Below are 26953 nucleotides of genomic sequence, written 5' to 3'. Positions count from 1 at the left end.
GAGCATTGCCCCTCTGACCGCTACTGCGAAGAGCGGTCAAAGGGGCAAAAACGTTTTTCGTCAGACCGTGCTGCAGGTGGTCATTTCGCAATGGTTGGGTAAAAACTCCATGACATCGCAAAAGAGTTTGCGCTGCTTCCAGTCATTGCGATCACCGATCACATACAGCCGGCGTTTGGCCCGAGTGGCAGCGACATTGAGCAGATTGGGTTTAGACACTGCCCATTCACGAGCCCCTTCGTTTTCACTGCTTCCGCCTAGTACAAGAATGATCACCGCCGCCTCTTTGCCCTGCATCGTGTGAATCGTGCCGCGAACCATCTTGGCGTGAAGGCGATCCTTGAGATGGTTGCGCACATCCTGAAACGGCGTAATGACGGCAATGCTGTCCAGCGGTACGCCATCGGCCTTGAGCTGCACCAACAAACGGTCCAGTGCCTGACCTTCACTATCGACCCAGTTGCCGGAGGACCTTCCACTGGCATGCACCCACCCGGTGAGTAATGAGGCCGGTGTTTCCTTGGCAGGTGAGGGGGCGATCGTCCCGTAGACCATTGCGCCGTCGTACGCGATGCGGTTGGCCAGGTCGAACATGGGTCTATCGCAGCGACGATGAACCACCAAGGGCAGGCCGACCCAGCATTTTTTCCCCCTCGGCCCGGCCATGCGCCCCCAGGGAGTGGCCTCATCGGCGAGTGTCTGAGCGGACTGGCGGTTCGGCAGCCAGTGAGCATCGACTTTATAACGGGTGCGCATGTGTTCGAGTACAGCGTCGGAAACCGTGACGATCGGTTCCAGTTGCAGTGGGTCACCAACCAATACGGCGCGGCGCGAGCGCCATAGTGCTCCCACAGCTGCCTGTGGCGTAGCCTGACCCGCTTCATCGACCAATAACCAGCCAATCTCGCCGCACCCCAGGCTGCCGAAGGAGCGGGCGAACGAGGCGAATGTACTGCTGAGTACCGGTACAACCATGAAAAGCGAAGCCCATGCCGAGCGCACTATGGACTGAGAAACACCACCATAACGACTGCCGGTCAGCGTGCTGGTGACGAAAGTCAGGTTGTAGCTCATGCGCGAGGCTTCAATCTGGAAGAACGTGCGGTGCAATTTGAGTGCTTCGATGAAGACCTTCGCCCGGGCCTGACGCCAACCTTCGACGATCCACGGCTCGGCCAGTTCGATTTCGCTTCCTCTGCCGATTTGGTCATGTTCAAGCCAGAACAACAGGTGTTCGGCCTGTCCGGCCTGAGCAACGCCGCGTGCCTTATCGACCTGTATGCCGGCATGTCGCAGGGCTTCGTCGATCTCCAGTTCATCTGCGGCCAGTTGTTGATCGAGCTCGCTGAGTCGGCCAATGATGCGCTGCAGCTGGCGCTGGACGCTGTCGAACGCGTCCTTGGCCAAGGTGCACGTGCCTTCCAGCAAACGCTGTCGGGCAGCCCACATACGATGTGCGCCCCACAAGCTGAACAGGTTGGCGAGAAAGCCAGGTTTTTTTAACAGGTGTGATTCAAGCGCCTGGAGTTCGCGTTGCAACTGCTCGCGCGCTGGCGCTAGCTGCAGGGCTTCCAGCGTGATTTGTTCCTTATCGAGTTCGCTGCGCTGGGCGTGGCGGACCTGAAGATGCTCCTGCATCTGTTTGACCCGGGCCTTGGCGCTGATTACGGCCTCAATCCGCGTCAGAATATCGCTAACGTGGGCCCGCACAACTTGTTCTGCATCCTTGGCGTCTTGGTAACGCTTGACTGCGTCACGCCAGAGACTGGCTTTTTCGGTGGATGTGAACGCCTTCATCAATGCAGCTTGTTCGGCCAGCCATTCGTACATGCCCTTGGGCGGCGTCTTCGGTTCGGTGTCGTCGATGCCACGGGGCGCAGCCGAAGGTTCGCCGTCGCAAGGGTCATCATCCAGGCCCCAGATGTCGAGCGTTTCTGAATCCGTAGTATCCGCGTCATCTTTGGCCTTATCGGCTTTAGGCGGAGTCTTGCCGTAGAAAAAGCGGTCGACGAATTGAGTGCGTTTGGCTTTGCTGCCCAACGCTGCAGAAATCATTGCCCATGCAGGCTTGCCACTGGTCAACTCGGCCAGTTCGCTGAAGTACTCCGCATCGGGCAACCAGGACGGGTCGACCTTGTCTTTCTGGGGTAACTCAAGGGTTACATTCTCGACGGCGCCATTGTTGGAGGAGGCGACCACCATCTCGAAACCGAACAGGCGCGGGTCGAGCTGATAGGCGACGCGTTCGCGTCCGCTGTCGTTGGCGGATTCACGGCCGTCCTTGACGAATGCTTCTGAGGCCCTGCTCAGTGAAGCCAGTACGTCGGCCCGTTGTGTCACCACTGCAGCAATCAGGTCGCGGAGCAGGGTGGTCTTGCCGGTTCCCGGTGGGCCGTTGACGCCCATGATGCCGGGGGTATTGCCGAGGGTTTGCAGCAGGCTATTGACGGCCAGTTGCTGTGAGTGCACCAGTCCCAGATGCCTCTCAGCGGGCCAGCAACCGGCGCAGTAGTTGGACGGTGCCAGACGATTGATCAATGCCAGATCAGTTTCACACTTGTCCAGGTGCAGTCGCTGAGTCGAGTCGTGATGGCGCAGATACTGGGCCAATGGCACACTCGTTTCGCCCCGAGACAGCGCGTCGGCCATGTCGGCAAGATCGCTGAGCAGGAAGCTGTTGAGCGGGTCGTCTTCCTGTTCTGACTTGTTCGGGTTGATCGGCGCCGAGCGGAAGCGATGCGAACGCTGCACGTCGCCGAAAAACTCTTCAAGTCCCAGGGTTTTGCGGATGGAGTCAGTCAGGTAAGCCAGATCGACCGCCTGAACCACTCCACCCAACAGGCTTCTGGAATGTTCACGCAGACGGTCTTGGGTTTCCTCGAAGCCGCGTGTCCAGTCCCTGTTATTGATCGCGCAACCGAGGAACCATGCCTCGCTGGACAATACCAGGCTGTCGACCAGCATCATGCCTTGATCGTTGAACTTCAGCGCGTACAGGGCGGAAACACGTTTTTGTGGTTCTTTGTAACCTTGGTCTGCCCCGTACAACTCTGCTAATCGGTGAGCGACCGTCAGGTTGTCGTAGAGGTGTGCGTAGAGCGTGTGGCTCCATACGCGTTTGCTCGGCAGGCGCTGCCGGCTCAGTGGGTTGGCCGGCATCCACGGCAGGATTTGCGCCGTGGTGGGGATGTCCTGAAAAAACGGTTGGTAGTCGCCATCACGCTTTTTCAGCTTGGGGACTGCCTGGGGTTGCAACAATTCGACAGCGTGCCAATAGCGCACGATATTTTGCGAGTTCATTTAAAGCGTCCTTGAAAGCGCTGGGCCTGAATTCCTTTGAGCCAAGGATATCAGGCATCACCCTTCGCGGGATCATCGGTCGATGGCAGCGGACGCATCGTTATCAACCCGGCACGTCCTTGTCCAGTCGCGATGAGCACACACTTTTTCACAAAGACCTCTGGGGATCCAATCGGTGGCAGAATCTCCCTGACTTGAATGTTTTGGAGACCACCATGCTTCGTGTGTTCGAACGAAGACTCGACCCTTTCCCGCCTGACGAGGTGCCACCGCCACCCAACGGTCTGGCTAAATTTCTCTGGGCGTGCACGCGGGGGGCTCGCGGCTACATCCTCGCGCTGGCGCTGCTCAGTGCCGCGGTTTCGATCTATGAAGCGTGGCTGTTTTCCTTCCTCGGTCAGGTCGTTGACCTGCTTTCGACCTGGCAGGCTGGTGGCGAAGCAGCGGTGCAGGAACGCAGCGTGTTGTGGGGCATGGGCATTATCATGGTGCTCAGTGTCGGGCTGGTGGCGTTGCGCACCATGGTCCAGCACCAGATTCTGGCGATTAACCTGCCGCTGCGCCTGCGCTGGGATTTCCATCGGCTGATGCTGCGGCAAAGCCTTTCGTTTTTCTCCGATGAGTTCTCCGGCCGGGTCACCACCAAGGTGATGCAGACGGCACTCGCCGTGCGCGACGTGCTGTTCACCATGATCGAAATCTTGCCCGGGATCGGTGTGTATTTCATCGCGATCATCGCCCTGGCCGGCGGCTTTGCGCTGAAGCTGATGCTGCCGTTCCTCGCTTGGGTCGTGCTGTTCGGCCTGGCCATGTGGTACTTCGTGCCGCGTTTGGGCAAGGTCGGGCAGGAGCAGGCCAATGCGCGGTCGATGATGACCGGGCGTATCGCCGACGCGTACACCAACATCACCACGGTCAAGCTGTTCTCCCATTCCAACCGCGAAGCGCACTTCGCGCGGGCGGCGATGGAGGATTTCAAGCAGACCGGTTTTCGCCAGATGCGTCTGGTCAGCCTGTTCGAAATCGTCAATCAGGCGCTGGTGGTCGGGTTGATCATGTCCGCCGGCGGGTACGCCCTGTGGCTGTGGCACCAGGGCGATGTCGGTGCCGGCGCGGTGGCGGCGATCACCGCAATGGCGTTGCGGATCAATGGCATGTCGAACTGGATCATGTGGCAAATGACCTCGCTGTTCGAAAGCATCGGCACCGTCCAGGACGGCATGGCCACGCTGACCCAGGGCACCAAGGTGCAGGACGCGCCGGACGCCGGCGTGCTGGTCACTTCTGGCGGCGCGGTGACATTCGACAAAGTGAAGTTCAACTACGGCGGCGAACGTCAGGTGCTCGATGGCCTGAGCCTGAGCATTCGTCCCGGCGAAAAAATCGGTCTGGTGGGCCGCTCCGGTGCGGGCAAATCGACGCTGATCAACCTGTTGCTGCGGTTCTATGATGTCGACAGCGGCGAGATCCGTATCGACGGCCAGAACATTGCGCATGTGACCCAGGACAGCCTGCGCAGTGCGATCGGCATGGTCACCCAGGACACTTCGCTGCTGCACCGTTCGATTCGCGATAACATCGCCTACGGCCGGCCTGATGCAACCGACGCGCAAATCCGCCGCGCGGCCGCCAATGCCCAGGCGGATGAGTTCATCAGCCAGTTGAGCGATCGGCAAGGCCACACCGGTTACGACACCTTGGTGGGTGAACGCGGAATCAAGCTGTCCGGCGGACAGCGTCAACGCGTGGCGATTGCCCGAGTGATGCTGAAGAACGCGCCGATCCTGCTACTCGACGAAGCCACCAGTGCGCTGGACTCGGAAGTCGAAGTGGCAATTCAGGAAAGCCTCGATGAAATGATGCAGGGCAAGACCGTGATTGCGATTGCTCATCGACTGTCGACGATTGCGGCGATGGACCGGCTTATAGTGATGGATGACGGGCGCATCATTGAACAGGGCACCCACAGTGAATTGCTGGAGAAGAATGGTGTTTATGCGCGGCTGTGGGCGCATCAGAGCGGCGGCTTCCTGGGGGAGGACAAGGGCGTGATCGAGGCTATGGATCAGGCGTGAGTAAGAGGGTGTGCGGCCGGGGAGGCGATAAATCGATGGTATTAAACAGCTGATTGGCCGTTAACGGCTAAAAGCGACGCGGGCGCTGCGGCTTGGCTGAGACCTTGGCAGCGCCCATGGCTAGAGAATCGGGCTTTTAGTTAGCCATGAGGGATAAAGTGAATCTACAACTTGAAATTGACAGGATGTTTGGCGGGTGCGCATTTGCCAGACCACTGTTCTATTCCTATCCAGGAGGTCTGCGTTTTGAGCTCTCTGAAACGGGTGGAGTGATTCAGCAATTTCAAACGGCACTTCTAAAATCAACGAAGATCTGCAGCGATATCTTCCTTGATGATGCGACGCTTGTTGCTTGTCTGCGCGTTCATTCGGGTAGCAATCGATTTGCTCATAGATCCCGGATTCTCGCTCTCCGTTCTGCCGGTATCAACATACCCACGCAACGCTCAGTCTGGAGTGAAAAAATAGACCCCGAGGAATGGTTTTGCGAAAGTGAGCCGGAGTATTGGATCAACATTGCGTTTGAAGCGCCAGCGACTCTGCTTCAAGCATTTCTTTGGTGTGCTTTGGCTAGTGACTTCGGCGCAATTCAGCCTAACCCCGAATGCGCTATATACCTTTTCAATTTGAAGAAGCACGTCATGGTTTTTCCGTACGACGACAGAGGCATGGATGTAGTCGGCCCCAACAAAGATTTTCTTTCACAGTTGTATCGTCAGCATCATATATATCTGTTGGGTTACGACCGACATACGATGGACAGCACATTCCAAGGACTTGCGAGTTAGCGTCTTTGCTTGGATTGGAGCTGAAACCGTGCCCGCAGCTCTCATGTCCATCGTTTCATTGTAGTTGGTCAGTGCATTAATAGAGGCACTTGCTGCGGGCCTGGTGCCGTCTGCCAGCAAAACCCAATGACCGCTTTTCGGGTGTGGATTCAACCAGTCGAGGCATCCAAATAATCTGAACCCCGTCCGAACGCGCGCGCCTAACGATCAGCTTGTGTTCAATCGCACAGGCCCAGTGCCAATTCCGGCACATTCCGAGAGGTGGTCAACGTGGCTAAAGACGAGAAGAAAAGCAAAAAAGACGATGCTTCGAAAGCCAGCAAGGACTTGAAAGACAAAAAGTCCTCGCCGGAAAAGAAATCTGCTGCAGCCTCGGCGCTTTCGAAGTCTTCCGACAAGAAAGACAAGAAGAAAGACGCCGAACCGAAAAAGTCGGCAAAGAAAGCTGATAGCAAGCCGGAAAAGGCCAAGGATTCAAAGAAGGCTGACAAGCCGGCGAAAAAGAAAAAGTAATACTTGCGACTCGCCAGGGCTTCACGCCCTGGCGTCCTTCAGATCGACTTCAAGCGGTTTCTTCAACCCTGCGCGAATCCCCCAACGAATCACGCTGCATCGACTGCAGGTTTTTCTCGATGGTTTCACACAGGGCTTCCATCTGGATCTGGTGCTCGCTGTGGCGAAACGGGCTTTGCAGATCAGTGCCGATGCGTTCGATGGCCAGCAGCATGAAGCCCACTACCGTCGAGGCGAGCGGGGTGAACCAGCCCAGCGACTCCACCAGCCCTACCGGCACAATCAGGCAGAACAGCGAGATAAACAGGCGCGGGAAATACACGTAAGGGTAGGGCAGCGGGGTATTGGCGATTCGCTCCATGCCGCCCTGGCTGTTGGACAGATCGACCATTGTCGCTTCCAGCCGTGCCAGACGAATGCTGTCCAGCCGCCCGGCCTTGTATTCCCGGGCGAGCAACGACGCGGAACCGGTGAGGATGTCGTTGGCAAAGTTGTTGGTGGTGGCGCTGCGGGCAAACTCATCTTCCGGGATAAATGCGCGGACTTCCTCGGGGCAAGGCTGGCCTCGCAGATGCGCCGCGAGGCAATTTACATACGCCACATGGCGGCGCAACAGCGTCGCTTTCAGCGGATTCACTTCGTTATCGGGGTCATCCAGCAGCGTCAGCACCTGGCGGGCGAAGCTGCGGGAGCTGTTGATCATCATGCCCCACAGCGTTCGCGCTTCCCACCAACGGTTGTAGGCGCTGCTGTTGCGGAAACTGATCAGCACCACCAGCGCCGAACCGAGCAATGTCAGTGGCATCAGCGGCAGGTTTATCTTGGCGTTGAGGAACAACATGAAGTCGACGGTGACGGCGATGTCCCAGAGCAACAGCCAGAACAGCGACCAGCCCACATAGCCCATGGTCTTGATGATCAGACGGTATTTTTTGACGATGGCAGCTTTCAAACGGGAACCTCGTGGCAAGCGGTAAGCGTGAACGCCTTAGCTCGGACGCTGGTTCGGGGGGAAAGGTTCGCTGTCGACCGCGCATCTTGGTTACGACAATTGTCAGGCAATAAAAAACCCGGTCATTACGCCGGGTTTTTTATTGCCTGCAGTTCTGCCAGAAGTCAGAGCGAAGCTTTCACCTGCAAGCCAAACACCAACGCATTGTCGATGTCCTGACCGGAAAACGCGCCCGGTTCGATGATGTATTGCATGTTCGGGCGCAGCGTCAGCCAAGGGGTGGCCTGATAGCCGTAGCCGAGTTCGATCAACTGCTCGCCGCTGTTCAGGTTCGGGAACTGCGTGCCGTTGGCCATGGCGGCGTCCTGCTGCACGTCGCGGCTGCGCGGGTTAGGCACAGCGCGGCCGTAGCCCAGGGCAACGGTGTCACGCGGGCGACCTTCGAACGGTTTGTACAGCACCAGACCGGTGCCGTACCACTTGCTGAACGGCGATGCCGCTTCGCTGGCCGCCGAGTATTGGCCGAAGGCGTGCAGGCTGCGGCCCTCGGACGATTGCGAACTCCATACGGCCTGATCGATCAGCAGATAGTGACCGCCACGACCGGAGACTTCTTTGTCGCTGCCGATGCGTTTCACGTCGGAGCTGTCGTAGTAGTAACCCAGCTTGTATTCGCCGGGCAATTGACCCGCGTGCTTGTACACCAGCTCGATCGGCACCACGGTGCCGGTGGTGTGTTTCGGGCCCAGATGCCAGGCGCGACTGGAGTTGCCGTTACTTTCGGGATCGACGTTGAACGCGGCCACGCGCAATTGCCACGAGGATGACAAGTCGTACTTCACCCGCACGCCCAAGTGCGCGTTGGGGTAGTTGGTCCAGCCACTGCCGCCGGACATGTTCAGCGGATGGCCGCAGAAACCGGCGTTCATGAAGTTGCACAGGATGCCGCTGTCGAGGCCGCCGAGGTCATTGCCCATGGCCATGTAACCCAGTTTCACGTTGAGCGCCGGGGTGAACAGGCTGCGCACGTAACTGAGTTCGGTCAGGCGGGTGTAGAGGCCGCCGTAGTTTTCCTGGATCGGCAGACGGTTGCCAACCAGATCTTCCGAAGCGCTGTTGCCACGGCGGTCGTTGATCGTCAGTTGGACCTTGCCGGCGTTCTCAACCCCATACAACTTGCTCAGGTCGAACTGCGCGCCGAGCTTGATGTTCTGCGAGTAACGGCCGGAGCGGTGCAGGCCGCCATCGGCGTTGTAAGCCATTTCCCCGGTGTAATCGCCGGTGAACTTGATGCCGTCTTCGTCCATCTGGTGCCGCAGACCGCCCCAATCACCGGTCAGGGTATTGCGGGTCAACAGGTTCGAATCGGTATCGGCGAAGGCGGGCAGGGTGGTGCAGGTCAGGCCCAACAGCACGCCGTTGACCCAGCCGTTACGAGTAAAACCAAACATGGAGATCTTCCTGCTCAAAGCTATAGCAATATCGGAAAGCGGCGCGGCACCCTCAGGTGCCGCGCGCAAAAAGAAAGCGCCCGTGTTCAACACGGGCGCTGCGGCTTACGGCAAGGCGTAAGCCATCACGTAGTCGCCGCGATCGGTCGACTGACGTGCACCACCGGCGGTGATGACGATGTATTGCTTGCCGGTCTTCGGCGAAACGAAGGTCATCGGGCCGCCCTGACTGCCGACCGGCAGACGCGCCTTCCAGATTTCCTCGCCGTTGGCGCTGTTGAAGGCGCGCAGGTAGAAGTCCTGGGTGCCGGCGATGAAGATCAGGCCACCTTGCGTCGACAGGGTGCCGCCGAGGGTCGGTAAACCGATCTTGATCGGCAGGTGCATGCGGATGCCCAGCGGACCGGTGTCTTCAACGGTGCCGACCGGAACCTGCCAGGCGACTTTCTGGGTTTTCATGTCGATCGCGGTCAGCGTACCGAACGGCGGTGCCTGGCAAGGAATGCCGGCTACCGACAGGAAGCGGTTCTTGTTCACCGCATACGGCGTACCTTTGAGCGGTACCGCGCCCATGCCGGTGTTCAACGCTTCGCCGCCGGAGGAGGCCTGAGCCTTGTTCTGCGACGGGATCATCTGAATCCACAGACCCAGGCGCATGTCGTTGACGAAGATGAAACCGTGCACCGGGTCAGTGGAGATGCTGCCCCAGTTCATGCCGCCCAGCGAACCCGGGAAACTCAGCGATTTGTCGGTACCCGGCGCGGTGTACAGGCCGTCATAACGCATGGATTTGAAGTCGATCCGGCACAGCAACTGGTCGTACGGGGTAGCGCCCCACATGTCCGATTCAGTCAGGTGCTGGGCACCGATCTGCGGCATGCCCACCGATTTTGGCTGGGTTGACGAATATGGTTCGTTAGGGATGTTGGCGGCTTTGACCGGTACTTCTTTAACGTCGGTCAACGGCTTGCCGGTGGCACGGTCGAGCACGTAGATCTGCCCGGCCTTGGTGCCGATGACCAGCGCCGGAACGCTTTTGCCGTCCTTGGTGAAGTCGATCAGGCTCGGCTGCATCGGCAGGTCGAAGTCCCAGAGATCGTTGTGCACGGTCTGGAACACCCAGCGTTCATCACCGGTGGTGGCGTCCAGCGCGAGGATCGAGGCGCCGTAGGTGTGATCGAGTTTGCTGCGCTCGACACCATAGATGTCGGTGGACGAGCTGCCCATCGGCAGGAACACGGTGTTGGTCGCCGGATCGTAGGACATCGGCGCCCAGCTGTTCGGCGTGCTGCGCACATAGGTGCTGCCGTCGGCCGGGGCCTGTTTGTCCTGCGGGTTGCCCGGGTCGAAGGCCCAACGCATGGCGCCGGTGATCACGTCAAAACCACGGATCACGCCGCCCGGCATGTCGGTCTGTACGTTGTCGGCGACACGACCGCCCACCACCACGGTGGTGCCGGCCATCAACGGAGCGGAGGAGAGCTGGTAGTAGCTGTCCGGCACATCGCCGAGACCGGCCTTCAGATCAACCTGGCCGTTGTTGCCGAAACCCTGGCAGAACTCGCCAGTGTCGGCATCGACCGCGATCAGGCGGGCATCGATGGTGTTGGTCAGCAGACGGCGCTGGCAATTGGCAGCCGGCGCAGGCTTGGCTTCGATGATGCTCGAATTGCTTGGCTGAGCGATGCTCTTGGTCGCATCGAAATAGGCCATGCCACGGCAACGCTGCCAGACTTTCGACTGGGCGTTGATCGCGTTCTTCCACAGCTCTTTGCCGGTGTCGGCATCCAGCGCGATCAAGTTGTTGTGCGGGGTGCAGATGAACACCTTGTTGCCGATCTGCAGCGGGGTGAGCTGGTCTTCGGCACCGTTGCCATCGCTCTCGGCGACGTCACCGGTGTGGTAGGTCCACGCCACTTTCAGTTTGTCGACGTTGTTGCGGTTGATCTGGTCCAGCGCAGCAAAGCGGCTGCCGCCTTCGGTATTGCCGTAGTGCGCCCAGTCTTTTTGCGCCTTGTCTGGCTCAACCGGGGTCAGGCCCGGGCCAGTGCCGGTTGCCGCGACGGTCGGGTGTGCAACGAACATGTTGCCGGCAGCCACCGCCAGGGCGATGGCCAACACCGCCGCGAGGCCGTAGGCGCCACGACCTGGAACGCCACCGTTGGCACGTTTGAGCAGCGGGTAGACCAGCGTCACCGCCAGACCCACGGCACTGAACATGAACAGACGCGAGAACACCGGCCAGAACACCAGCCCGGCATCGCTCACGGCCCAGATCGCGGTTCCGAGCAGAAATGCCGCGAACAGCCAGGCGCCGGCAGTCTTGAAGCGAGCGATCAGCAGACCGGAAACGGCCATCACCAGACCACCGACCAGGAAGTACCACGACCCTCCCAGGCTGACCAGCTTCACTCCGCCAGCCGCAAGTGCCAGGCCGAGCAGGGCGATGATCACCCCCAACCCGACCAGAATGAATTTTGATATGCCCGAGAGGCGTTGACTCTGCTTCACGTTGAATGTCCCGTTGAAATGAGGCGTGCATTATATAGATAGGTAACTACCTAGTTAAATCACTAATTCAGAATGAAGCGTAGTTCTCTGCTGAATGACCGGTTTCAACGGGGAATACAGCAGCTCAACGGCCCGGCAGGCATATCAAAGGAACGCAAAAAACCTTTTGTGTCAGAAAAAATGTGATTTGTGACAGCTAGCGTCCTCAGCCTCGGTTATTGCGCAGAATCGAGAAATTCAACGCGGCGGCCACAGATAGCCAGACCAGATAAGGAAACAGGATTAACCCGGTGATCACATCCAGGCGCAACGCGAGGACCACCATCGCGGCGACCACCAGCCAGAGCAGCACGAGGATGACCATCGCCGCGAATATCCGCTGCGCGCCGAAAAACACCGGCGTCCATAAAGTATTTAGCGCAATTTGCGCCGCCCACAGGGCCAATACCTGTTCACTGCCGGCAATCAAGGACAAGCGGTAACCCGCCCAGGCCAGCAGCAGATAGATCGTCGTCCATGCCAGCGGAAATACCCAGTTGGGCGGGGTGAACCTGGGCTTGTTGAGCGCTGCGTACCAAGGCCCCGGTTTGAACATGACCCCGGTGGTCGCGGCGGCACCGCAGGCGATCAGAAAAATCAGAAAAGTCACCATTTAATACTCCTTGGCCGCAGCCGGTCTGCTTGGGTTGCATCGAACACACGTGCACAACAGCGGCGGTAGCGCTCGGGCACTGTCCATCCGTTGACAGGACGCGTCGTGGTTAAGTTTCACCCCGGGCCAGACCATTCCCGACGCTGGCTGTCCCTCAAATCGACTCGCCATTATCCAGGCGGGCCAACAGTGCTTGCCCGCGTTGCCACAGCGCCGCTTGTTTGGCTGGCGGCATGCGGTCGAGGTTCTTGTACATCATCGCCATACGCTGATTGCCGCGCAGTTGTTCACCGTGGCGCATCAGAAAATGCCAGTACAACGAATTGAACGGGCAGGCATTGTCCGCGGTACTTTCGCTGACCTTGTAGGCGCAGCCGCGGCAATAGTCGGACATGCGATTGATGTACTGGCCACTGGCGCAATAGGGTTTGGAACCGAGGTAACCGCCATCGGCATGCATGACCATGCCCAAGGTATTGGGCAACTCGACCCAGTCGAAGGCGTCCATGTAGATCGCCAGATACCACTCACAGATCTGACTCGGCGCGATCCCGGCGAGCAGGGCAAAATTGCCGGTCACCATCAGCCGCTGAATGTGGTGCGCGTAGGCATGCTGCAGACTCTGGCCGATGGCCTGGCGCATGCAGTTCATCTGCGTAGCGCCCGTCCAGTAGAACTCGGGCAGCGGCCGACTGTTGCCGAATGCATTGCCCTGTGCGTAGTCCGGCATTTGCAGCCAGTACACGCCGCGCACATATTCACGCCAGCCGATCAGTTGCCGGATGAAACCTTCAGCGGCATTCAGCGCAATCCTTCCAGACCAATAGGCCGACTCGACATCGCTGCACAGCTGACGCAAATCCAGTAGGCCGATGTTGAGCGCGGCGCTGATGCGCGCATGAAACAGGAACGGTTCGTCGCTGGCCATGGCGTCCTGATAGTCCCCGAAGCCTGCCAGTCCATAATCCAGAAAATATTCCCACAGCGCCTGCGCGTCGGCATGGGTGACCGGGTAGTTGAAGTCGTCGAGTGCACCGTAGTGATGACTGAAGCGCGCCGTCACCAGCGCCAGCACTTCGCGGGTCATGGCGTCGTTGCTGAAACGAACCGGGTAGGGCGCCTTCACGCCTTTGGGCAGGGCCTTGCGATTCTCCGCATCGAAATTCCACGCGCCGCCCACCGGCGTGCCGTCGCCATTGAGCAGCAAGCGGCTCTTGCGGCGCATCTCGCGGTAGAAAAACTCCATGCGCAACTGCTTTTTGCCGGCAGCCCAAGCGGCAAACTCGGCGCGACTGCACAGAAAGCGTGTATCGGCATGCCAATAAACGGCCAGACCACAATCCTTGATCGATTGCTCCAGGCGCCAGTCCCCGCACTCGGTGACGTGCACTTCCTCGGCCTGCAGCCGCTGTTGCCAGCGCTGTAATTCTCCCGGTACCGAGCCGCTGTTGTGCGGATCATCCAGGGTCACGTATTCAACACGAACGCCCTGATCTTGCAGTGCCTGGGCGAAATGGCGCATGGCACTGAAGATCAGCGCAATCTTTTGCGGGTGGTGCGGTACATGGCTGGCTTCTTCCATGACCTCGACCAGCAACACAGTGTCGCGCTCGCTATCGAGCGTCTGCAAGGAAGCCAGGTCGAAGGACAACTGATCGCCCAGCACCAGGCACAACCGACGGTTCTGGTTCATTCACAGCATCCGTTCATAGCGGTGTGGTCAGCGAAAAAGGAATGCGCAGCTCTTCGACAGGCCCGGTATCGCGCCCGCACATTTCGTCGTGCACGCATTGCTGCACCAGCACGCACGGGAATGCCGGCACGGTCTGCAGCAAGTCGCGCAGATGGGTGATTGACCGCAGGTGCATCGGTTTGGCCGCGTCGTCGAGCAAGGTGAACTGGCCGTGATCGAGGCGGATGCGGGCCAGATAAAATCCACCTTCGAGCGACAGCAGTTCCAACTCACGAATTTCGCTGTTGGCCGCACGTTCGGTCAGGGTTTGCAGATTCATGCTTCACTCCTTGCCTATCAATTCAGCACTGTTCATTGATTTTCTCCCGCGCCTTGGCGGCGGAAGAACAAGGTCACCTGGCCGACTTCAACACCGAGTTTGGACATGCTGGTGCGGTTGATCAGCGTGTCCTCGTCCATTTGATACATCCAGTCGTCCATGCTCATTTCATAGGTCGAGCCATCGACCGGCAGATTCAGGCGATAACGCCAGTGCAGCGCATTACCGGCGACCTGACCTGTGGCGACACCCACCACATCACCCGCGCGACCGCTCCAGCGCCCCTGGCCCTCCGGCGTCAGGGTCCAGACGCGGCGTTGGCGCGTGCCGTCGCTATACACGAACCGCTCATCGAGAATCAGGTTGTCGCCCTCACGATGGCTGACGATGTTGACCTCGAAGCGCTTGACCACTTCCCCGGAGCGCTTCTGGAACATCCCCCAGGCTTTTACGGGTTTGCTGAAAAAACGCTGCAGATCCAGCGCCGGTTGCTGATCGGCATAGTGGCTGACATCTACGCTGCCGCAGCTCGCAACGCTGAGTACCAGAGCCAGTAAGAGCACAAGTCGGGCCATTGCCTTTCTCCCTGAGTGCACAGGTATGGAGGTGAAGTTGGGAATATCGTTCTTGTACAGTGAATTTGCCGTGTACAGGTTTATCGCGCCTGTCGGAGATCAGAAATCAACTTCGCCGCCCGACTAATTGCAGAAATTCCTGACGCGTCGTTGAGCTTTCGCGGAAGGCGTCGAGCATCACCGAGGAGGTCATGATCGAATGCTGCTTTTCGACGCCGCGCATCGTCATGCACATGTGCCGGGCCTCGCGGAGTAGTTGTACGCAGATAAGGATGTTGTATAGGTTTTATTGAAGATAGGCTGAAAGAATCCAGCTGACAATCAACCGGCAATCTTTTTTGTGCAGATGCGAACACCTCACAGCGCAGCGCCGGAGGTTGCGGGGGTAGCGGGGCAGAAGAGGAAGCGCTCCCGGGGAGTGGGAGCGCTGGGCGAATTCGCGAAATTATTCGCTGTAGGTCGGGTAATCGACATAGCCTTCGGCATTGCCGCCGTAGACCGTCGCAGGATTCAGCGGATTGAGCGGCCAGTCATTGGCGAGGCGCGCCGGCAGGTCCGGGTTGGCCATGAACGGACGACCGAACGCCACCAGATCCGCCAGTCCCGATTCAAGCAATTGCGCACCGGATTCTGCGTTGTAGCGCCCGGCATAAATGATCGCGCCACTGAAGGTATCGCGCACCGCACGGCGGAAGGTTTGCGGCATCACCGGCGCATCGTCCCAGTCGGCTTCGGCAATGGACAGGTAGGCAATGCCCACATCCTCAAGCACCTTGATTGCTTCGATATAAGTGGTGTGCGGGTCTTCCTCGACCATGCCCAGATAGGTGCGCGCTTCATCGGTGGTGGTGAACAGCGGCGCGAACCGCACGCCGACTTTCTCTTTGCCGATGCACTCGGCGACACCCGACACCACTTCGCGCAGAAAACGCAGGCGATTGTGCAGCGAGCCACCGTACTGATCGGTGCGCACATTGCTGTGGGCGGAAATGAACTGGTTCACCAGATAGCCGTTGGCACAGTGCAGTTCGATCCCGTCGAAGCCGGCGTCCATCGCATTGCGCGCCGCTTGTATATAGAGCTGAACCAGTTCCTGGACTTCATCGGTACTCAGCGCTCGCGGCGCGGATGGCGTCACCAGCTCCCCGGCGCCCGGCGCGGTTTCGATGAACACGCTGACCCGCTCGGTGGCGATGGCAGACGCTGAAACCGGTGCCGCGCCACCGGGTTGCAGCGCGGTGTGGGACACACGCCCGACGTGCCAAAGCTGGGCGAATATCACGCCGTCCTGTGCATGAACCGCTTCGGTGACTTTGCGCCATCCGGCAATTTGTTCAGGGGTGTGAATGCCGGGAGTCCAGGCGTAGCCCTGACCGCGAGGTTCGATCTGCGTGCCTTCGGTGACCAGCAGACCGGCGCCGGCACGTTGCTGGTAATACTCGGCCATCAATGCATTGGCGACATTGCCCGGTTGTGTGCTGCGCTGGCGGGTGAGCGGAGGCAGGACGATGCGGTTCTTCAGGGTATGCAGGCCCAGGGTGACGGGGGTGAAGTAAGGGCTGTTTTTCATGTAATTCCTGTTTTGGTCTTATTAGACCAGTCGACTATTAATGCGGTAAAAAAAACACCGTGCGTGATGCGCACGGTGTCTGGCGGGGCTGGAGGGCTCAGGTCAACAGTTCCAGCAGTTTTTCAGCGACGGCTGCCGAGCTGGCAGGGTTTTGACCCGTCATCAGTTGACCATCGGTCACCACGTGAACCTGCCAGTCAGCGACCTTGGAATAGCGGCCGCCGAGACGCTGGAATTCATCTTCGATCAGGAACGGCACGACATCGGTCAGGCCCACAGCCGCCTCTTCAGCATTGGTGAAACCGGTGACATCGCGGCCTTGAATCAACGGTTTGCCGTCGGCAGCCACCACGTGACGCAGAACGCCCGGCGCATGGCAGACGAAACCGTGAGGTTTGTTGCTGCGGTCGAAGGCTTCGATCAAGGCGATCGAATGCTTGTCCTCGGCCAGATCCCACAGCGGGCCATGGCCACCGGGATAGAACACAGCATCGAAGTCCGCAGCGCTGACGTCCGCCAGGCGCCCGGTATTGGCCAGTGCCTGTTGGGCAGCAGGGTCCTGGCGGAAACGCTCGGTTTCAGCGGTTTGCGCATCGGGCTCATCGCTTTTCGGATCGAGCGGTGGCTGGCCGCCGGCCGGCGACACCAAGGTGATCTGCGCGCCGGCATCCTTGAAGGCGTAGTAGGGGGCCGCGAACTCTTCGAGCCAGAAGCCGGTTTTCTTGCCGGTGTTGCCAAGCTGATCGTGGGAAGTCAGAACCATCAAGATTTTCATAGAGCGCCCTGTATTGGTCTGGTGTCCTCGACGGGTTCGTCTGCGACACCTCGGAAGGAGTGACGGGCGCAGAATAGATTCATATTAGACCGGTCGTCTAGTAATTTTTTGCCGCCGTGTTTCTGCGCGATCACTGTGGCAAACTGCTGCTCATCAGAAATATACGACTGGTCTAATGTTTGGTATTTTGCGCCCCATGAAACCGACCTACGACGATACCCGCCAACACCTGCTCGACACCGGCCACCGCATGATGGCCGAAAAGGGCTTCACCAGCGTTGGCCTGAGCGAGATCCTGCAGACCGCCGGTGTGCCCAAGGGCTCGTTCTATCACTACTTCAAATCCAAGGAACTCTACGGCCAGGCGCTGCTCGAGGACTACTTTGTCGGCTACCTCGCAGACATGGAACGCCGTCTGACTCTGCCCGGACTCAGTGCTTGTGAGCGGCTGATGGATTACTGGCAGGGCTGGCAGAACCGCTGCACCCTGGAAGGCCATGGCGATGAGTGTCTGGTAGTGAAGCTGAGCGCGGAAGTTGCCGACTTGTCCGAGTCGATGCGCCTGACCTTGCGTGACGGCGCCGAGCGCATCGTTGCGCGCATCACGACGTGCCTGGAAGAAGGGCAGTTGGATAAAAGTTTGCCGGACACCGATGCTCGACAACTGGCAGAAACCCTTTACCAACTGTGGTTGGGCGCCAGTTTGTTGAACAAGCTGCAGCGCACGGGGCAGTCGTTGCAGACGTCGATGGTGATGACCAAACGGCTGTTGCAAAGCTGAGGACACCCACGACCATTTCTCCCCACCCGCCAAGGAGGCGTCAATGGGCGTCCTGCACACTCCTGTTTTTCAAACGCCAAGGGCTTGCATCTTGGCATTGGCCAGCGTGCTTCTCAGCGGCTGCTCCAGCCACACGTTGCCCCGACCGGTCGAGCGCGACCCTTGCCTCGACGCCGGCCCGGTAAACACTGTCGGGTACGATCACTGTGTGGCTGAGCGAGATCGCCAGAGGAAGGAAGCGCTTGAAGCGCTGCTTGACGATGACCCGGCTCATCTGCAGCGTTTGCAGGTCATCGAAATGCCCGACAGCAAGTACCAACCTTCGGATTTCCCGGATACACCTATCCCTCTGTCCTACAGGGGAGTGGATTCGATTTCGCTGGCTGAAAAGCAAGCGCTGCCGTTCAAGGCACGAATCGTCTGGAAATATTCCTCAGCGCGTCTCATTCCGGAGCGTCGAGACGCCCTGCAGATGGAGAAAATGCAGGTGCTGATCATGTCGGCGGTGCAGGAAAACGGGCTGGCGAAGTGGATATGCACGGCCACCGGTGGGCAACAGCGGGAGTGGATCTTCTATACGCAAAGCGATGAAGCCTTTATCGCCAAGGTACGAGCCGCTCTGGCACAGACCGGTCCATACCCCATCGAGTTGAAGGCGCAGAGGGACGTGACACCGACCACCTTGGGGCAAGCCGCACAAGATATTCGTGTCACCCCCAAATTGTGTATGGAATGAAATGCGTATGCAGGCGCGGCGGTTAGCCTTTTTGAGCACCAGTGACGATCGGTAGCGAATAAAAGTGGAACTCCCACTCTCAGCCACCAGTCAATTTTTCTGTCGAGACTCAGCTTCCCACTTACACGAAGGTTTATGAATCATGAAGAGTGAACAAGTAGAAGGCGTAGCAGAAAAATTGGCCGGTAAAGCGCAGAGCGCGGTCGGGAGACTGATGGGTGATTCGAAGATGGAAGCTGAAGGTGCCGGACATCAAGCAGCTGGACAGCTGACTAAATCCTACGGCGATGCGCTGGATAATGTGTCGACTTTCGTCAAAGAAAAGCCGATGGCTGCAATCGCGATAGGCGCTGCGGCACTGATCCTGATAAACCGGATTTTTCGTCGCTGACTGAATGGCCGAGTTTTTCACCAGACGTTGAAAGACTGGAAAATTGAATTAAAACAAAGGGCCCTTCGGGGCCCTTTGTTTTAACCAGGTTCATGGACGTTACGGATTCAACTTTCGCCCGCTCATCGCGCGGGAAAAGCAGTATTCCTGTCACGTCGCCATCACATCTGTTTGCCGTGACGCGCAGCGATCGCAACGGTGGTCGGCGAATCCGCAAGTGAAACGAATTGCCGCGTTGCGCCATCAAGTGCATCGATGCATCCCGCTTCGATGTCGTAGACCCAGCCGTGCAGATTCAAGCGGCCCTGCTCAAGCGCGAGGGCCACCGATGGATGCGTGCGCAGATTCGCCAGTTGCGCGATCACGTTTTCACGCACAAGACCATCGAGCTTCGCGCGAGGCGTGTCGAATTCATGCGCCGCGTTAATTGCTTTTGCGGCGTCCGAGTGACGTAGCCAGTTGGCGACCGCTGGAAGATGATCCAGGCACGTGCAGCGCGAAATCGCGCCCATCGCCCCGCAGTCCGAGTGACCGCAGATCACGATGTCCTGTACGCCCAGCACGGCGACTGCATACTCGACGGTAGCCGACACGCCGCCCGGTTCAGGGCCGTAAGACGGCACGATGTTGCCGGCGTTGCGAATCACGAACAGTTCGCCCGGCTCGCGCTGCGTAAGGAGCTCCGGCACAACCCGACTGTCCGAGCAGGTGACGAACAACGCCTTCGGATTTTGTGCCGTCGCGAGCTGCTTGAACAGCTCGACGCGTTGCGGATAAACCTCGCGCTGAAAGCGCAGAAAGCCGTCAATAATGTCCTGCATGAAGTCCTCCAAGCCCGAATAGCTGATGTGGGCACGAGCACTCGATATGCCTGCGCGCCGCTGTGGTCGGCATTATTGCAGACGGCGCAGGTGTTGGCTGTACTCGATGCCTGCAACATGATGTTCATGGCAGCGGGGCGCTTGTGAAAATAGCGGGGTGGTCGGGCGAGGGCAGGGTCATGTCGTTGGAAATGAGAATTCAGCCATTGGAATGCCAGAAATGCGGTTAGAGTGGGTGTCCATGTCTGTTTTCGCGCACTTGCACCAAGCGGTTCCAGCGAATGTACAGAGGCAGAAAACCGCAAATCCATCGTTATGTGAACAATGAATCGTCCGCTGTTCGTTTCTCTGGATGGCCCCAAAGGCACCGGCAAAACCACGCTGTTGGAGGCCGTTACGAAAGTACTGAGGGCCGGCGACAAGAAAGTCATCCGGCTTTGCGAGAGAAAAAGTGATCCTTTCCGGGGTGAAACAATGGCCCTGATCAACGCGCTCGCCAGAAATCCATCCCAGGATCTGGAATGGGCTGTGTGCCAGCGCCTGGCTGATAGTCGTCGCTGGATTTCCCGCAACGTGCTGACAGAGCAGCCGCTGGACAGCATTATTCTGATTGATCGCTGGTATCCGTCGGATGCAGCGTTTCGCCGAACCGTCCCGTTTGCCGAGATTCTTCAGTTGAATCTGGATCGAGACGTGCGCGTGCCGGATCTGCATGTCGGCGTCGTCACCGATCCGGATATTTCATGGACAAGGGCTGCGACGCGAGCGCGAGGATTGGGCGGTACTGTGATCCAGAAGCACGCAGAGCATATGGCGTGTACACAGATGTTCGAGCAAGCGGTCAAGGAGCACGGTTGGGTTCTGTGCCGTAATGAGGGAACAATCGAGGACGCTACGATGCAGGTGGTTTCTGAGATCTATAGGGTGCTGGGGTGATTGCAGGAGTGGAGACAGACGTTGGTGCAGGAGGCGCATTGCGTAATACACGGTTTAACATAATATACATTACACGTAACAAGATGTTTCGAGATTAACCGGGTTACGCACAGCATTTCAAACCAGAACATCGTCCTTGGACTTTGTTTTTCCAAGCTTTGGCTTCACCTGAGTTCGCGTGTTCTCAATCATCATTCCGCGTCAGCTTTTCAATCAACATCCGATGTTGTGGAAACTGCGCTGTCAGTTTTTGCCGATCCCCCATCTCCATGTCGGCAAAATCAAATCCCGGCGACACGGCTTCACTGATCAAGCCAAATCCATGTTCACCCTCAAGGAGTCGCGAAGCTTTCCAGATTCCGCCTGGTACGTGCATCTGCAGATGCTGTCCCGCCAGAACGTCTTTACCCATTACCAGCGTGTGCAGCGAGCCGTCCGCGTGGATCATGCTGTACTCGATGGGATCGCCCAGATGGAAAAAATGCACAATGTCGGAGTGATTGAAATGAAATTGGCCCACCGGTGATTGCTCGGTCAACAGGTAGTAAATCGAGGTCATCAGGTATCGTGGGCCGCCAACGGTATCAAGCATATCTCGATGATCGGCCTGATAGGTTCTGCGGAAATAACCGCCTTCCACGTGAGATTGCAGACCCAGCGCGCGAATCAAGGTTTGTGCGTTTACTGTGCGTTGAGACATGGTCTGCTCCGGTGAACGGCGGCGTATTTCCCAATAGCTCTACTAAACGGCTATTTAGTGTAGTTAACAGTAGATCGCCGAATATCAACGATATTACCCTGCTTATTCAAGCAGGCCATTCAGAAATCCACCGTTGCAGATAACAGATAAGTCCGTGGCGTCGAAAGCGTCAATCCGGGCTCGCTGTCATCTGATGCGCCTGCCGAACTCCAGTAGCGTTTATCCAATACGTTTTCGACATTGGCGCGTACGGTGATGGTCTTGTCGTCGAGTTTAAAGGCATAACGCGTGCCCACGTCGAATCGCTCCCAGGCGTCGATTTCCTTCTGGTTGGACTGATCCAGATACTGCGAACTCGAATAGATTCCGCGCCCTGTCAGGGTCAGTCCCTGCACACTGGGTACATCCCACTCTGCGCCGAGATTGACGTTGTATTTGGGGGTCGCCGGCGCGCGGTTACCGTCAAAGGTTCCATTGGTGGTCTGGGTCAGTTCGCTGTCGATGTACATCACGCCGCCGAGCAATCGAAGCCCTTTGAACGGCTCGCCGAACACACTCAATTCCACACCATCGTTCTGTCGTTTGCCGTTAGAGCCGAAGACTCGTGTCGAGGCGTTGGTCTCGTACGCAGGTTGCCTGATCCGGAACACGGAGGCCGTCAGAGCGTACGAACCCGCATCATATTTGGCCCCGACTTCGACTTGTCGGCTGATAAAGGGCGGGAAGATTTCATCCTCATTGACTGATGTCGATGGCGCAATTTTCCCTTGGCTGAGGCCTTCCATGTAGTTGGCGTAAAGCGACAGCTTGTCCGTCGCCTTGAACAGAATGCCGCCCGAGGGTGAGAGTTTTTCTTCGTCATAGGCCGTATCGCCCTTCACATCATCGCTCCAGTCGTCGACTTGAACCCTTTGCCAACGGGCGCCAAGAGTCAGTAACAGGCGATCATCGAAGAAACCCAACGTATCGGACAGTGCTACGCCGCTGAAGCGGTTTTCCGTGTAGACCTTGGCGTCGTAGCGTGTTGGCGTTTGCGGGTGTGCGGTTTCCACCGGGTCATACAGATTGCTGCGCCCTGCCGCATACCGTGCGCCACCATTTTCGAAATCCATGTAGAAGTAGCTGGCCGCCAGGTTGAGCTCGTGACTGACCGAGCCGGTATGGAACCAGTTGCGCACACCCGCCGTGGCAGTCCGGACATTCTCGTCACGGGTGAAATCCCGCGGTTGAACGCTGAAATCGCCGGCATCGTTGGTCACCGACACCGCATGCCGAAGGAAATCGTGGTTACTTTTACGGGCGCCGACGCCGCCATACAACATGACCGAATCACTGACATCGAACTCGCCATTGAGTGTGGCAAACGTATCTTTGGTTCGCGCCTGGCTCCACGGTTGCGCGTAGTTGTCGCGCACATCATCGGCGTCAGGAACTTTAGCGTTTGCACCGACCTGCACCCGTTCTTGCGGCGCATCGGTAGCGCGCTCGGTGTTACCGATATCGGTGGAAAGCCGCAGGCGCTCACCGCGAAAATCCAGGCCCAGCACGGCCATGTCGCGATCGACGCTCTGGTGATCCCATTCCGTATCGCCCGATTGCTTGACGCCGTTGAAACGCAGGCCGAACTTGTTGTCCCCACCAAAACGACGACCGATATCGACGGCGCCGCCGAGCTGATTGTTGGAAGCGTAACTGGCCGTCAGCGATGTATTCGGCTGATCGCCGGCGCGCTTGGGCACCACGTTGATCCCCCCTCCTACACTGCCCCGCGGTGAAATCCCGTTGATCAGTTGGCTCGGGCCCTTGAGGATGTCGACGCGCTCGGCCATTTCCATGTCGATCGTATAAGTGGGCAGAACCCCGTAGAGCCCGTTGTAGGAAACATCACTGTTGAACAGGCTGAAACCGCGGATGGTGAATTGCTCATAACGGCCGCCTGCCGGGTTGGTCGCGCGCACCGAGGGATCGCTGGCGATCAGATCGCCCAGAGTGCGGGCCTGCTGGTTTTTCACCGTTTCGCTGGTGTAAGTGGTCATGCTGAACGGGGTCTCCATGAAATCCCTGGAACCCAGCAATCCTTGCGAGCCACGGCGGGCCACTTGGCCACCGGCAAAAACCTCGGAATCTGTGGTACCCGTCGATCCAAGAATCGAAGTGGGTGCCAGTTCCAGACTACCGCCGTCCGGCGCGGGAATGAGCGTGTAAGCGCGGTCGCCCACCGGTTGCAGCTGTAGACCGGACCCCAGCAACAACCGGGTGAAGCCCTCCTCCACGCCAAACACGCCAGTCAAACCCTTGCTGTTGCGCCCGCTGACCAAAGCGGGATCTACCGACAGATTGACCCCGGCCAGCCCGGCAAACCGGGTCAGTGCAGCACCCAGACTGCCGGCCGGGACCTGATAACCGCGCCGCTCGACGCTTTCCGCCCAACTGCAGGGAATCAACACCGGGCTGGCACTCAGACTCAGCAGAAGGCTCAACTGCAACAACGGACGGACACGACCTGGAAATACTGCAGGCATAGGAAGAAGCTCTCGATTGGGTTCACTTGCCTGGAATGACCAGCGAGGCGAAAAAAAGGGACAGGTATCAGGCGGTTTTTTTTGACTGGGAGGGTTTTCGCGGAACGACAGAGACCCAGAAGCGCGTGCGTTTCTGCACGTCGATCGGCAGGCTGGCCGCCAACAGTGAGAGCACTTGATCGGTATTCTCCAGGCGAAAACTGCCGGTGATGCGCAACGACTCCAGCTGCGGATCCCAGCGCAAGACGCCTGGGCGATAACGGCTCAATTCGCGGAGAAAATCCCCCAGCGGCTGGTTTTGCGCCATCAGTACACCGTCGCGCCAGCTCGGCATCAAGACATCGAACGCCCGGACAGAACCCATACCAGAAGCCTGCAGGCTGATCTGCTGGCCCTGATCGAGCATCAGCGCCGGCCCGCTTGACGGTTGCAACTGCACCGAGCCACTGACCACCGACACATTGCAGTCACGCTCATTCAGACGCACGCAAATCTCACTGTGACTGACGATGATTCGTCCGTACGGCACATTGATGATCAGGGCCGAGTTGCCTGGTACGTCCAGTGCCATCTCGCCACGCACCAGCGTCAGCTGACCGGCAGCAAGATCCACATTGACGGCACTGTCGGTATTGAGCTGCAACGAACTGCCATCCGCGAGCGGCAATGTCTTGTGTTCACCAGTGCTCGTCTGCAAATCGGCGCGCCAGACATCCAGCGGCAGTTGCCGACTGATCAGCCAGGCCGCCGGCACCAGTGCCGCGATGCCAAGCGCACGTTTCAGCGCCGCCCGACGCGCAGCGTCCGGACGATCCAGCGTAGCCATGGCCAGCGCAGAAGGCAGTGCGGAAAACCGTGCGCGCAAGCCCTGGATTTTCTGCCACGCGTTTTCGTGCCGGCTATCGCTGTTGCGCCAGGTCTGCAATTGCGCATGATCGTCAGCGCCGGCTTCACCGGACTCAATCAACGCCAGCCATTGCGCGGCGGCGCGGGCGACTTCGCGGGCTTCTTCACTGGGGGCAACGCGCATCAAAGATCCACCAGCAGACAATGCTCGTAGGCTTGCGCCATGTATCGTTTGACGGTCCGCTCGGACACCTGCAAGCGCTCGGCGATTTCGCGGTACCCGAGGCCTTCAAGCTGACTCCATAAAAACGCTCGGCGCACCGCTCGGGGCAAACCATCGAGCAACTCATCCAGTGCTTGCAGGGTTTCCAGCAGCAGCCAACGCTGCTCGGGCGACGGCACACACTCTTGCGGCAGTTGCGCGAGGGCTTCGAGATAGGCTTTTTCCAGACTGCGGCGGGTGTAGAAGTTGCTCAAAAGGCGTTTGCCCACCGTCAACAAATACGCGCGTGGCTCGCGCATGTCGGCAATCGGTTGAGCGCTGCACAGCACACGCAAGAACGTGTCCTGGCTCAGGTCCGCCGCATCCCACGCATTGCCCATACGTCGCCGTAGCCAGGTTTCCAGCCAGCCGCGGTGATCGCGATACAGTTCGTGCAGGTGCTGCGGCGATGGCGTCGCTGCTTCAGTCATCTCAAGAGGCCCTGCGCGAAGTCAGATTCAAATGAGACTGATTCTATTTAACTTCGCTTGGGACACAAAGATGTTTTTGCCCGTTACGGCAATCTCTAGCGTTTCAGCGTCTCGCTCGGCAGCTCTTTGAACAGCGCCCGATAACTGCTGGAAAATCGCCCCAGATGCCAGAACGACCAGTGCATCGCCACCTCGGCCACGGTGGTTTCCGTGGGCCGGCGCTTGAGCAATTCGCGGTGTGCACTGTTCAGCCGGCGCAGGCGCAACCAGTGACTCGGGGTCATCCCGGTGTAGGCCTTGAATGCCTGCTGCAATTGCCGCAATGGCACCCCTGCGACCTTCGAGAGTTCGAGCAGATTGACGGTCTCTTCCGGCGAATCGGCCGCCCACTCCCCTACTCGCTTCATGATCGTCCGTTCTTCGCTACGCCGCTGTAATCCGCCGCGATCAAGCCGGGTGTGTGCGTTGTCGAGGATGAACAGGCAATCTTCAAGTAACTGCTGAGTCAGTGAATCTTTATCAAACGGATCAACAGCTTGCGACAACTTCGTGAGAGTCGAGCTTAACCAGCGACTGAACAACGCGTTCTGTCCGCAGTTCAGCGGCGCCATGAACAATCCCTCGAGTCTCGCCACATCCAGACCGTGCTGACGGACGAATTGCGGGCCGAACACCACAGCGATTTCCTGGTAGTTCTCCGGGGTGATCCAGATGTTGCGGCTGTCTTCATTCAGCAGATACAGCGCGTTGTCGCTGCGATCGAAACAGAACGCCAAGGCACCCGATGGCGCGCTGAATGTCTGCTCGACGCGGGTGTTCATCTGCTCTTCGTAGACCTGCACACCCTCCAGGTCCAGATAGCGGATCTGCCCGGCGAAATGCCCCGGAGACATCTGCTGGTAATGCTGGACCCAACCCGGCGTGGCGCGAATTTGTTCGCTGACATCAGCGGTATTGAAAGCCTGAACCTGTAGCGGATTACACGTTGTCATGGGAGACCTTGCGCACTCTTTTGGTGCGCTTTGGTGCTGCTTAAAGTGGATAGATGGAACTGCAAGGCACGCCCAAGATAGTCGTCAACGCGCCACAGGGGAAGGGGCGGAAGATGAAACCCGCCCTCCCCGGCGTCTATAAAACCAATAACGAGGTCTTTATGAATGCCCCTTTCGATCAGCTGTTCACGTGGCTGAAAGATCACAAGATTACCGAAGTTGAATGTGTGGTCAGCGACCTGACCGGCATCGCCCGCGGCAAGATCGCACCGACCAACAAGTTCCTGCATGAACGAGGCATGCGCCTGCCGGAAAGTGAGCTGCTGCAAACTGTAACCGGGGATTTTGTCGACTACGACAT

The 26953-nt window shown here is 58.4% G+C and carries 23 protein-coding genes and 2 pseudogenes; 8 read left to right on the top strand and 17 right to left on the bottom strand.

What is annotated here, in order from left to right; genetic code table 11:
* Window positions 1-60: 60 nt before the first annotated feature.
* Window positions 61-3300 (bottom strand): AAA domain-containing protein, encoded by a 3240-nt coding sequence (locus ACIOUG_RS00125; RefSeq protein WP_401061546.1) that lies wholly within the window; start codon window positions 3298-3300, stop codon window positions 61-63.
* Window positions 3301-3515: 215 nt separating this feature from the next.
* Here ACIOUG_RS00125 and ACIOUG_RS00120 point away from each other — a divergent pair, with 215 nt between their 5' ends.
* From ACIOUG_RS00120 to ACIOUG_RS00110, 3 genes are all read left to right on the top strand, one after another.
* Window positions 3516-5375, top strand: a complete 1860-nt coding sequence (locus ACIOUG_RS00120) for an ABC transporter ATP-binding protein (protein WP_401061544.1) — start codon at window positions 3516-3518, stop codon at window positions 5373-5375.
* A 158-nt stretch (window positions 5376-5533) separates the two neighbouring features.
* Window positions 5534-6163 (top strand): DUF3885 domain-containing protein, encoded by a 630-nt coding sequence (locus tag ACIOUG_RS00115; protein WP_401061543.1) that lies wholly within the window; start codon window positions 5534-5536, stop codon window positions 6161-6163.
* Between the two features lie 270 nt (window positions 6164-6433).
* Window positions 6434-6676, top strand: a complete 243-nt coding sequence (locus tag ACIOUG_RS00110; RefSeq protein WP_007967139.1) for a hypothetical protein — start codon at window positions 6434-6436, stop codon at window positions 6674-6676.
* A gap of 49 nt (window positions 6677-6725) precedes the next feature.
* Here the strand turns inward: ACIOUG_RS00110 and ACIOUG_RS00105 are convergent, their stop codons facing one another.
* From ACIOUG_RS00105 to ACIOUG_RS00060, 10 genes and pseudogenes are all read right to left on the bottom strand, one after another.
* Window positions 6726-7628: a bestrophin family protein gene (locus tag ACIOUG_RS00105; RefSeq protein WP_401061541.1), complete on the bottom strand. Its 903-nt coding sequence runs from the start codon at window positions 7626-7628 to the stop codon at window positions 6726-6728.
* 164 nt (window positions 7629-7792) lie between these two features.
* The gene (locus tag ACIOUG_RS00100; protein WP_401061540.1) at window positions 7793-9079 is read right to left on the bottom strand and encodes a carbohydrate porin; all 1287 of its coding nucleotides are present in this window, start codon (window positions 9077-9079) and stop codon (window positions 7793-7795) included.
* 105 nt (window positions 9080-9184) lie between these two features.
* Window positions 9185-11590: a glucose/quinate/shikimate family membrane-bound PQQ-dependent dehydrogenase gene (locus ACIOUG_RS00095; protein WP_401061538.1), complete on the bottom strand. Its 2406-nt coding sequence runs from the start codon at window positions 11588-11590 to the stop codon at window positions 9185-9187.
* Window positions 11591-11795: 205 nt separating this feature from the next.
* On the bottom strand, window positions 11796-12239 hold the full coding sequence (locus tag ACIOUG_RS00090; RefSeq protein WP_401062419.1) for a TspO/MBR family protein: 444 nt from the start codon (window positions 12237-12239) through the stop codon (window positions 11796-11798).
* A 157-nt stretch (window positions 12240-12396) separates the two neighbouring features.
* A complete protein-coding gene (locus tag ACIOUG_RS00085) occupies window positions 12397-13935 on the bottom strand; it encodes a cryptochrome/photolyase family protein (RefSeq protein WP_401061536.1) in 1539 nt (512 codons plus the stop codon).
* Between the two features lie 13 nt (window positions 13936-13948).
* Window positions 13949-14254 carry a DUF6482 family protein gene (locus tag ACIOUG_RS00080; RefSeq protein ID WP_064587549.1) on the bottom strand — a complete coding sequence of 102 codons (306 nt, stop codon included), beginning with the start codon at window positions 14252-14254 and terminating at the stop codon, window positions 13949-13951.
* 32 nt (window positions 14255-14286) lie between these two features.
* The gene (locus ACIOUG_RS00075) at window positions 14287-14829 is read right to left on the bottom strand and encodes a DUF3833 domain-containing protein (protein WP_401061534.1); all 543 of its coding nucleotides are present in this window, start codon (window positions 14827-14829) and stop codon (window positions 14287-14289) included.
* Between the two features lie 106 nt (window positions 14830-14935).
* Window positions 14936-15091: pseudogene (locus tag ACIOUG_RS00070) on the bottom strand (GTP cyclohydrolase I); the annotation flags it as partial.
* Window positions 15092-15274: 183 nt separating this feature from the next.
* A complete protein-coding gene (locus tag ACIOUG_RS00065; RefSeq protein WP_401061532.1) occupies window positions 15275-16399 on the bottom strand; it encodes an alkene reductase in 1125 nt (374 codons plus the stop codon).
* Window positions 16400-16496: 97 nt separating this feature from the next.
* On the bottom strand, window positions 16497-17174 hold the full coding sequence (locus ACIOUG_RS00060) for a type 1 glutamine amidotransferase domain-containing protein (protein WP_401061530.1): 678 nt from the start codon (window positions 17172-17174) through the stop codon (window positions 16497-16499).
* Window positions 17175-17370: 196 nt separating this feature from the next.
* On the opposite strand from ACIOUG_RS00060, the gene ACIOUG_RS00055 reads away from it, so the two are divergent.
* The 3 genes from ACIOUG_RS00055 to ACIOUG_RS00045 all read left to right on the top strand — a co-directional run bounded on the left by ACIOUG_RS00055 (window position 17371) and on the right by ACIOUG_RS00045 (window position 19082).
* On the top strand, window positions 17371-17955 hold the full coding sequence (locus ACIOUG_RS00055; RefSeq protein ID WP_401061528.1) for a TetR/AcrR family transcriptional regulator: 585 nt from the start codon (window positions 17371-17373) through the stop codon (window positions 17953-17955).
* A 43-nt stretch (window positions 17956-17998) separates the two neighbouring features.
* On the top strand, window positions 17999-18691 hold the full coding sequence (locus tag ACIOUG_RS00050; protein ID WP_401061527.1) for a DUF695 domain-containing protein: 693 nt from the start codon (window positions 17999-18001) through the stop codon (window positions 18689-18691).
* Between the two features lie 142 nt (window positions 18692-18833).
* Window positions 18834-19082, top strand: a complete 249-nt coding sequence (locus ACIOUG_RS00045; protein WP_401061525.1) for a CsbD family protein — start codon at window positions 18834-18836, stop codon at window positions 19080-19082.
* 161 nt (window positions 19083-19243) lie between these two features.
* On the opposite strand, the gene ACIOUG_RS00040 is transcribed toward ACIOUG_RS00045, so the two are convergent.
* On the bottom strand, window positions 19244-19903 hold the full coding sequence (locus ACIOUG_RS00040) for a carbonic anhydrase (protein ID WP_401061523.1): 660 nt from the start codon (window positions 19901-19903) through the stop codon (window positions 19244-19246).
* Between the two features lie 324 nt (window positions 19904-20227).
* Here ACIOUG_RS00040 and ACIOUG_RS00035 point away from each other — a divergent pair, with 324 nt between their 5' ends.
* On the top strand, window positions 20228-20839 hold the full coding sequence (locus tag ACIOUG_RS00035) for a dTMP kinase (RefSeq protein WP_401061521.1): 612 nt from the start codon (window positions 20228-20230) through the stop codon (window positions 20837-20839).
* Between the two features lie 184 nt (window positions 20840-21023).
* Here the strand turns inward: ACIOUG_RS00035 and ACIOUG_RS00030 are convergent, their stop codons facing one another.
* The 5 genes from ACIOUG_RS00030 to ACIOUG_RS00010 all read right to left on the bottom strand — a co-directional run bounded on the left by ACIOUG_RS00030 (window position 21024) and on the right by ACIOUG_RS00010 (window position 26592).
* Window positions 21024-21539 carry a cupin domain-containing protein gene (locus tag ACIOUG_RS00030; protein WP_401061519.1) on the bottom strand — a complete coding sequence of 172 codons (516 nt, stop codon included), beginning with the start codon at window positions 21537-21539 and terminating at the stop codon, window positions 21024-21026.
* Between the two features lie 119 nt (window positions 21540-21658).
* Window positions 21659-24061, bottom strand: a complete 2403-nt coding sequence (locus tag ACIOUG_RS00025) for a TonB-dependent receptor (RefSeq protein WP_401061517.1) — start codon at window positions 24059-24061, stop codon at window positions 21659-21661.
* 67 nt (window positions 24062-24128) lie between these two features.
* Window positions 24129-25091 (bottom strand): FecR domain-containing protein, encoded by a 963-nt coding sequence (locus ACIOUG_RS00020; RefSeq protein WP_401061515.1) that lies wholly within the window; start codon window positions 25089-25091, stop codon window positions 24129-24131.
* The gene (locus tag ACIOUG_RS00015) at window positions 25091-25600 is read right to left on the bottom strand and encodes a sigma-70 family RNA polymerase sigma factor (protein WP_401061513.1); all 510 of its coding nucleotides are present in this window, start codon (window positions 25598-25600) and stop codon (window positions 25091-25093) included. The genes ACIOUG_RS00020 and ACIOUG_RS00015 overlap by 1 nt, the downstream gene beginning before the upstream one ends.
* A 95-nt stretch (window positions 25601-25695) precedes the next feature.
* Window positions 25696-26592, bottom strand: coding sequence for a helix-turn-helix domain-containing protein (locus ACIOUG_RS00010; protein WP_401061511.1), 897 nt, complete (start codon window positions 26590-26592; stop codon window positions 25696-25698).
* Window positions 26593-26705: 113 nt separating this feature from the next.
* On the opposite strand from ACIOUG_RS00010, the pseudogene ACIOUG_RS00005 reads away from it, so the two are divergent.
* Window positions 26706-26953, top strand: a pseudogene (locus ACIOUG_RS00005) (glutamine synthetase); the annotation flags it as partial.

Origin of the sequence: Pseudomonas sp. NPDC087803 (assembly GCF_044742995.1) — a bacterium.
Lineage (GTDB): Bacteria > Pseudomonadota > Gammaproteobacteria > Pseudomonadales > Pseudomonadaceae > Aquipseudomonas.
Note: the sequence above shows the minus strand (reverse complement) of the source record. Positions and strands in the feature narration are given on the sequence as shown.

What these genes read in the sequence shown, in the direction of transcription:
- ACIOUG_RS00125 (WP_401061546.1), bottom strand. Translation starts at nt 3,300, where the DNA reads ATGAACTCGCAAAATATCGTGCGCTATTGGCACGCTGTCGAATTGTTG.
- ACIOUG_RS00120 (WP_401061544.1), top strand. Translation starts at nt 3,516, where the DNA reads ATGCTTCGTGTGTTCGAACGAAGACTCGACCCTTTCCCGCCTGACGAG.
- ACIOUG_RS00100 (WP_401061540.1), bottom strand. Translation starts at nt 9,079, where the DNA reads ATGTTTGGTTTTACTCGTAACGGCTGGGTCAACGGCGTGCTGTTGGGC.
- ACIOUG_RS00085 (WP_401061536.1), bottom strand. Translation starts at nt 13,935, where the DNA reads ATGAACCAGAACCGTCGGTTGTGCCTGGTGCTGGGCGATCAGTTGTCC.
- ACIOUG_RS00080 (WP_064587549.1), bottom strand. Translation starts at nt 14,254, where the DNA reads ATGAATCTGCAAACCCTGACCGAACGTGCGGCCAACAGCGAAATTCGT.
- ACIOUG_RS00075 (WP_401061534.1), bottom strand. Translation starts at nt 14,829, where the DNA reads ATGGCCCGACTTGTGCTCTTACTGGCTCTGGTACTCAGCGTTGCGAGC.
- ACIOUG_RS00065 (WP_401061532.1), bottom strand. Translation starts at nt 16,399, where the DNA reads ATGAAAAACAGCCCTTACTTCACCCCCGTCACCCTGGGCCTGCATACC.
- ACIOUG_RS00060 (WP_401061530.1), bottom strand. Translation starts at nt 17,174, where the DNA reads ATGAAAATCTTGATGGTTCTGACTTCCCACGATCAGCTTGGCAACACC.
- ACIOUG_RS00055 (WP_401061528.1), top strand. Translation starts at nt 17,371, where the DNA reads ATGAAACCGACCTACGACGATACCCGCCAACACCTGCTCGACACCGGC.
- ACIOUG_RS00050 (WP_401061527.1), top strand. Translation starts at nt 17,999, where the DNA reads ATGGGCGTCCTGCACACTCCTGTTTTTCAAACGCCAAGGGCTTGCATC.
- ACIOUG_RS00045 (WP_401061525.1), top strand. Translation starts at nt 18,834, where the DNA reads ATGAAGAGTGAACAAGTAGAAGGCGTAGCAGAAAAATTGGCCGGTAAA.
- ACIOUG_RS00040 (WP_401061523.1), bottom strand. Translation starts at nt 19,903, where the DNA reads ATGCAGGACATTATTGACGGCTTTCTGCGCTTTCAGCGCGAGGTTTAT.
- ACIOUG_RS00035 (WP_401061521.1), top strand. Translation starts at nt 20,228, where the DNA reads ATGAATCGTCCGCTGTTCGTTTCTCTGGATGGCCCCAAAGGCACCGGC.
- ACIOUG_RS00030 (WP_401061519.1), bottom strand. Translation starts at nt 21,539, where the DNA reads ATGTCTCAACGCACAGTAAACGCACAAACCTTGATTCGCGCGCTGGGT.
- ACIOUG_RS00025 (WP_401061517.1), bottom strand. Translation starts at nt 24,061, where the DNA reads ATGCCTGCAGTATTTCCAGGTCGTGTCCGTCCGTTGTTGCAGTTGAGC.
- ACIOUG_RS00020 (WP_401061515.1), bottom strand. Translation starts at nt 25,091, where the DNA reads ATGCGCGTTGCCCCCAGTGAAGAAGCCCGCGAAGTCGCCCGCGCCGCC.
- ACIOUG_RS00015 (WP_401061513.1), bottom strand. Translation starts at nt 25,600, where the DNA reads ATGACTGAAGCAGCGACGCCATCGCCGCAGCACCTGCACGAACTGTAT.
- ACIOUG_RS00010 (WP_401061511.1), bottom strand. Translation starts at nt 26,592, where the DNA reads ATGACAACGTGTAATCCGCTACAGGTTCAGGCTTTCAATACCGCTGAT.